The sequence below is a fragment of the Candidatus Nanopusillus massiliensis genome (assembly GCF_920984865.1).
Genome location: NZ_OV100765.1, coordinates 221,225 through 227,118, shown reverse-complemented (window position 1 = coordinate 227,118; position 5,894 = coordinate 221,225). Strand labels below are relative to the sequence as shown.

Sequence of the window (5,894 nt, the reverse complement as noted above, 5' to 3'; positions counted from 1 at the left end):
TATTTTTCATAAACACTTTCTAATAATATATCTATTAATATTCTCTGTTCTTCTATTGATAATGGATATAAATCAAATATAATTACCCTTGGAATAAATTTTTTAGATTCTTCTAAATATATTTCCTACATTTTCTTCTTTAACTATATTATAATCTGAAATATTAAAGTTTCTAATATCTTCTAGCAATTTATTAAATAATTCATCTACATTTTCACCCATATCATCTACATTTTTTGGAAACAACATCCAATCTTTTATCCTTAATAATCTTGATTGTAGAGATCTTATTGACATCTTCTCTATTTTTATATTTTTCAAATACTTGACGGGGATCTCTGTTTATTTACCATTTCTAATAATTTATCCATAAATNTCGGTGCTTTTCCTTCTTCTAATGATAAAATTCTATATAATAAAGAATATACATGAGGAGCCTGTTTTCCAGATATTCCCAAAAAACTTTCCATATAATCTTTTCAATAATATAATTGTAATTTTGCATTATATACTATTACATTTTTCTTATTTCTTTCGCTTACTAATTTTTCAATAAATTCTTTTTCTTTTTTACCAAATGTTATTATTATAGAATTTTCAAATGATAAAATATAATCTCTATGAATATCAAATAACAATATTGGTATATTCTTTTTTGATAATTCCATTTACTATATGAGCAACTGTTGTACTTTTTCCAGAACCTGTTATTCCAAATATACCTGTATGTCTTATAATTAAATTCTTTATATGTCANNNNTACAATAAATTCTTTATTTTGTAAATTTATTTTTCCCAAAGGTATTGATAATTCTTTTTCTTCAAATGAATATATTTTACTTACTTCTTCTTCTTCTGGTAAATATACTTCATCCCCAGGAACTGGAGGTGTTTTTGGTTTTTCTTGTAATATTTTTCCATTTTTTATTACTCCAATAAATATTGCCTTACCAATTATTAAATATTGCAATTTTTTCATTTGTTCATATAATAATTCTATTGCCGTCATAATCAAATAATCTTTCTTCTTCAATAGCTTCAGATTTTAAATCTTCAATTATTCCAAAATAAAAGAAATCACCTATTTTTACTTTAACTATACTTCCAATACCTACCGAATATCTTTCCTTTGGATCAACAACAAAATAAAAATATTCAGATGTTGCCTCTTTTATAACATATCCAACTTTCATAGATGTATATTTATAATATACTTTTAAACATTTTTTATCTAAATATTTTAATGCCTGGTGCACTTAAAGTAATAATACCTGAAGGAAGTACACTAAAGGATGTTATACGTATTGTAGGAGTAGAATTAGATGGACATAAACCTATAATTTTAGAATTAAGAAAAATACCTGGTGTAAACTGGAGATTTGCTATTGCTGCATGTAGTGTATTATAGATAAATAAATGGCAAGCTTTAGGATCTTTAACAGATGAAGAATTAGAAAAATTAGAAGATTGTTTAAAAAGACCACAAAATTATGGTATACCTTACTGGATACTAAATAGGAGAAGAGATCCTAAAGATGGTCAGGATAAACATTTAGTAGGACCTGATTGGGAAATTCAAAGTAAAAATGGATATAAAGAGAGAAATTGAATTAAAAACATGGAAAGGAATGAGACATACTTATAGATTACCTGTTAGAGGACAAAAAACAAGATCACATCATAGAAAAGAGTTCTACTTTTGGTGTAGTAAAAAGTAAAGAATTAAGGGCCCAGCAAAAATCTGAAAATAAAGAATAAAATGTGGAGAAATAGAAAAACTTGGGAAAGTCCAGGACATCTATGGCAAAAGGATAGAATAGAAGAAGAAAGGCAATTATTAAAACAATATGGATTAAAAAATAAAAGAGAAATATGGACAAAGCTTTTACAATCGCTAGAAGAATAAGATTCTATGTTAGATATCTAAATGCTAAAAATGCTGCTGGAGTAGATGTATCAAAAGAAGAAGAAAAATTAAAGAATAGATTAATTAAATTGGGATTATTAAATAAAAATTCTGATATAAGCGAAGCTTTAAATATAACAGTAAGAGAAATATTGGAAAGAAGATTAGAAACAATTGTATTTAGATAGGGTTTAGCAAAAACAATAAAACAGGCAAGACAATTAATTGTACATAGACATATTGTTATAGGTGATAAAGTAATATCTTCCCCAGGTTATTTAGTAAAAGTTGATGAAGAAGATAAAATAGGTTATAATCCTTATTCAAATATAAATAAAGAAAAACTATTAGGTCAAAATATAAGTAAGGAAGAAAATAAAGAAGAAACCACACAAGAAGTTAATCAATCTTCACAATAATTTTTTATTCTTCAAAATTTATCATTTCTACTGCCTTTTATTTATATCTAAAAGCTCGTATATTATATTTTTAATACAAAAATACATCCATATCATAAAATAATATGACAATCCATTAGTAATAAATAGAAAAATTTATTAATAAATACATAAAAATTCACAGTTGTATATATATGAGTTTTTATTATCAAAATCTTATGGTAGAATATATGTAAATTACCATATGAAAAAGAAAAATATGAAATCCTTGTTAAAAGAGAAGAAGAAACAAATGAAAAATATGGTTATGATCCATGGAAAAGACCAATAGGTGAATTGTTAGATTTCTCAATTATTAATTTAGATAAACCAAAAGGACCCTACATCACATCAGGTTTCTGGATGGATAAAAAATATTTTAAATAAAAAAGCTGGACATTCAGGTACATTGGATCCAAAAGTAACTGGAGTATTACCAATAGGAATTGGAAGAGGAACAAAAGTATTAAAATTATTGCTAACTGCTGGAAAAGAATATATAGCATGGATGCATATACATAGTGATATTGATGAAAATAAAGTATATGAAGTACTAAATAAATTCCAAGGAAAGATTATTCAAAAACCTGCATTAAAATGTGCAGTAAAAAAAGTTCCTAGAGAAAAAAATGTTTATTGTATAAAAGTATTAGAAATTGATGGTAGGGATTGGTTATTACAAATTGCAACAGAGGCTGGAGTATATATAAGAAAATTAATAGATGATATAGGAAAAGCTTTAGGAACAAAAGCACATATGCAGCAATCTAAGAAGAATCAGGGTTGGAGAACTAAAAGAAGATTCTGAAAAATATCCTTTATCTACTTTACAAGATATAGAATGTCCCAATATGGTTTTGGAGAAATGAAAATAATGAAAAATATATAATGAAGAGTCTTTCTACTCAGCAGAAGTTGCAGCANATCATACAACTACAATTTGGATATTAGATACTGCAGTAGATGCAATTGCACATGGAGCAAACCTAACAGTAAAAGGAATATTAAAATTATACTCAAATATAAAAGAAGGATATTTAGTAACAATATTTACATTAAAGGGGGAAATAGTTGCATATGGAACTGCATTAATGTATTCTGAAAAAATTTTAAATTCTGAAAAAGGTATTGCAGTTGATATTGATAGGGTTGTTATAAAAAGAGGCTTATATGCAAGAGTATGGAAAAAATCTAGTACACAATGAAATTAATATTTGAATTGATGAAGCTGGAAGGGGGCCTGTAATTGGACCAATGGTAATTGCTGGTTATTGTATTGAAGAAGAAAAAATTGAATTATTAATATTTTTAGGTGTTAGAGATTCTAAAGAATTAACAAGAAAACAAAGAGAAGAAATATATAATGAAATAATAAAGCTACAGATAAATATAAATATATAATAATAGGTCCAAAAACAATAGATTATTATGTATATAAAAATAGATTAAATTATTTAGAATTTGAAAATATGATAAAGATAATTGAAGAAATAAAACCAGATAAAGTTATAGTTGATTCCCCAATGGTTAATACAAAAAAAGTAATAGAATATATAAAAAATAATTTAAAAATAAATGTTGAAATAATTGCAGAAAATAAAGCAGACAAAAATTATCCTATAGTATCTGCAGCTTCAATTATTGCAAAGGTTATAAGAGTTAAAGAAATTGATAAGATTAAAGAAAAAATACATATTGATTTTGGAACTGGATATCCGGCTGACGAAAGAACAATTAAAGCAATAAAAGAAAATTATGAAGATATTAAAAGATTATATTAGAGACTCATGGAATTACAATTAAAAAAATAAGAGGAGAAAATCAAAAAAGTATACTTAACTTTTTATAAAAGTATTTTCATTATTAAAAGATTATAATAATTTATAAAATTAAAAATGGTAAAATAAACATACCTAATGTTAAATTAATTATTATGATTGTTGATANTGCTATATATAATATATTATTTTCATAAAGATATTTCTTTAGTTCCATTAAAACTTCTATAAATGGTACAGAAATCAAAATAAAATAATAAATATATGATAATAAGATATTTTCTGTTAATAAATAATATATTATAGCTAATATATTTAGAATAAATAATACTATGAGTCAATTTTTTGAAACTTATACATTTTGTTAATAAAAACATCATCTTCTTTAATATATTTTTCAAAATTTAATTTTTCTTCTTCTTTTTCTTTAAATTTTACCTTTTTTAATAATATAAATGAAATTAAAGAGACTAAAAAATCAACCAATAACGAATAAAGTAGATTATTAATATTCAAACCTTCTAATAATAATCTTGCACCTATATATGATATAAATGTTATAAAAATGAATCTCTATTTGTTATCNTTTATTTTAATTAATAATCTAGTTCCGATCCTTGAACCAATTAAAACCCCTAAAGTAAGGAAAGGCAATAAAATAAAGTCTAGTTTAACAAGCTTTGAGGTATAAAATTGAAGATGTATCAGCAGATCCTCCTATCATAAAATTACTTGTTGCAGTACTTACTTTTATTGGTAACTTCATTATTAAATCCATTCCCAAAACTTTTAATATCCCTGAACCAATTCCTAATAAAGCAGAAACAAAACCTGCAAAAACAGGAACAATCCATCCATAAATCNNNNTTTCTCCATTGTAATGTATTATTTTTCCTTTTTCTTCATATTTTCCAAATAAATTAAAGAAATATGTAGATTCATCAGGCTTTGATGGATAATATTTCTCTTTTAAATTCTTTATTATCAAAAATGTTGAAGATAATAATAATACAACATCCAAATATTATATATACAATAAAAAATAAATTATGTGTATATAAATAGTTATTTAAAAGAAATCCAAATATAGCACCAAAAGTTGTAGCTGTTAATAAACTAATTGCTTTATTATCATTAGTAATTTTTTTCTTTATATATGTTAAAGATGAAGATAAAGATGTAGAAATAGTAGATAATAAAGATATTCCAATTATAAAATATAAGGATAATTTAGGAATATTGTTAAAATTGGAGAAATAATCGCTCCGCCACCCAGACCTGTTACTAGAACCTACAATACCTGCAAAAATACCAAAAGTCATATTAACATTAGATTAAAAAATTTATATATCATGTATAAATAAAATTCTTTAAAATATATAGACCTTGCATATTTGATATATTTTCTTATTAGTATAAGAATATATTTCTTTGCAAATCTTATAATATAATAAGATCAACAGATAATCAAAAAAGATATTTAACCTTTTTGAATTATTCTTCTTCAAATTCTTGAACATTACTCTTTTTATATTCTGAATATTTCTCAACTTCTTGCATGGCTTTATTTATTTCTTCAATCATTTCTTGAGGTATATTGTCTATTTTTACATTATTGATTCCTATTCTAATATATTTATCCCATTCAATTTTTATTCCATTTTCATTTATTTGCATTGGATGTCTTAATAAACTATGTTTTGTATCTCTCATTTCCATACAATAATTGATCTATATAATTTTCCATCTATCTCATCTAAATCCATTCTCCAA

General features: G+C 24.0%; 12 protein-coding genes and 2 pseudogenes (1 of these 14 cut by a window edge). 9 read left to right on the top strand and 5 right to left on the bottom strand.

Features of this window, described 5'->3' with window-relative positions:
- Positions 1-102: 102 nt before the first annotated feature.
- The gene (locus LUA84_RS01575; RefSeq protein WP_231434138.1) at positions 103-297 is read right to left on the bottom strand and encodes a hypothetical protein; all 195 of its coding nucleotides are present in this window, start codon (positions 295-297) and stop codon (positions 103-105) included.
- Positions 298-983: 686 nt separating this feature from the next.
- Positions 984-1,256 (bottom strand): HAS-barrel domain-containing protein, encoded by a 273-nt coding sequence (locus LUA84_RS01570; protein WP_231434136.1) that lies wholly within the window; start codon positions 1,254-1,256, stop codon positions 984-986.
- Between LUA84_RS01570 and LUA84_RS01565 the strand changes: the two genes are divergently transcribed.
- The 9 genes and pseudogenes from LUA84_RS01565 to LUA84_RS01525 all read left to right on the top strand — a co-directional run bounded on the left by LUA84_RS01565 (position 1,244) and on the right by LUA84_RS01525 (position 4,124).
- On the top strand, positions 1,244-1,408 hold the full coding sequence (locus tag LUA84_RS01565; protein WP_231434135.1) for a hypothetical protein: 165 nt from the start codon (positions 1,244-1,246) through the stop codon (positions 1,406-1,408). The two genes, LUA84_RS01570 and LUA84_RS01565, sit on opposite strands and share 13 nt — an antisense overlap.
- A complete protein-coding gene (gene rpsM / locus LUA84_RS01560; protein WP_231434541.1) occupies positions 1,409-1,609 on the top strand; it encodes a 30S ribosomal protein S13 in 201 nt (66 codons plus the stop codon).
- On the top strand, positions 1,587-1,718 hold the full coding sequence (gene rpsM, locus LUA84_RS01555) for a 30S ribosomal protein S13 (protein WP_231434133.1): 132 nt from the start codon (positions 1,587-1,589) through the stop codon (positions 1,716-1,718). The genes rpsM (LUA84_RS01560) and rpsM (LUA84_RS01555) overlap by 23 nt, the downstream gene beginning before the upstream one ends.
- A 41-nt stretch (positions 1,719-1,759) precedes the next feature.
- The gene (locus LUA84_RS01550) at positions 1,760-1,906 is read left to right on the top strand and encodes a hypothetical protein (RefSeq protein ID WP_231434132.1); all 147 of its coding nucleotides are present in this window, start codon (positions 1,760-1,762) and stop codon (positions 1,904-1,906) included.
- Positions 1,873-2,094 (top strand): hypothetical protein, encoded by a 222-nt coding sequence (locus LUA84_RS01545; protein WP_231434131.1) that lies wholly within the window; start codon positions 1,873-1,875, stop codon positions 2,092-2,094. The genes LUA84_RS01550 and LUA84_RS01545 overlap by 34 nt, the downstream gene beginning before the upstream one ends.
- A 15-nt stretch (positions 2,095-2,109) precedes the next feature.
- Entirely contained in the window at positions 2,110-2,325 is a 216-nt protein-coding gene (locus LUA84_RS05155) for a S4 domain-containing protein (protein ID WP_457913341.1), read from the top strand.
- A gap of 207 nt (positions 2,326-2,532) precedes the next feature.
- A pseudogene (locus tag LUA84_RS04645) lies at positions 2,533-3,548 on the top strand (RNA-guided pseudouridylation complex pseudouridine synthase subunit Cbf5).
- A 13-nt stretch (positions 3,549-3,561) separates the two neighbouring features.
- Positions 3,562-3,744 carry a ribonuclease H family protein gene (locus LUA84_RS04125; protein ID WP_256443584.1) on the top strand — a complete coding sequence of 61 codons (183 nt, stop codon included), beginning with the start codon at positions 3,562-3,564 and terminating at the stop codon, positions 3,742-3,744.
- Positions 3,741-4,124 carry a ribonuclease H family protein gene (locus tag LUA84_RS01525; protein ID WP_308112654.1) on the top strand — a complete coding sequence of 128 codons (384 nt, stop codon included), beginning with the start codon at positions 3,741-3,743 and terminating at the stop codon, positions 4,122-4,124. Before LUA84_RS04125 ends, LUA84_RS01525 begins: the two co-directional genes overlap by 4 nt.
- A gap of 327 nt (positions 4,125-4,451) precedes the next feature.
- Here the strand turns inward: LUA84_RS01525 and LUA84_RS01520 are convergent, their stop codons facing one another.
- The 3 genes and pseudogenes from LUA84_RS01520 to LUA84_RS04640 all read right to left on the bottom strand — a co-directional run.
- Complete coding sequence (locus tag LUA84_RS01520; RefSeq protein WP_231434128.1) at positions 4,452-4,607, bottom strand: hypothetical protein; 156 nt, start codon at positions 4,605-4,607, stop codon at positions 4,452-4,454.
- A gap of 184 nt (positions 4,608-4,791) precedes the next feature.
- Positions 4,792-5,142 (bottom strand): sulfite exporter TauE/SafE family protein, encoded by a 351-nt coding sequence (locus LUA84_RS01515; protein WP_231434125.1) that lies wholly within the window; start codon positions 5,140-5,142, stop codon positions 4,792-4,794.
- 473 nt (positions 5,143-5,615) lie between these two features.
- Positions 5,616-5,894: pseudogene (locus LUA84_RS04640) on the bottom strand (KaiC domain-containing protein) (it continues 571 nt past the right edge of the window).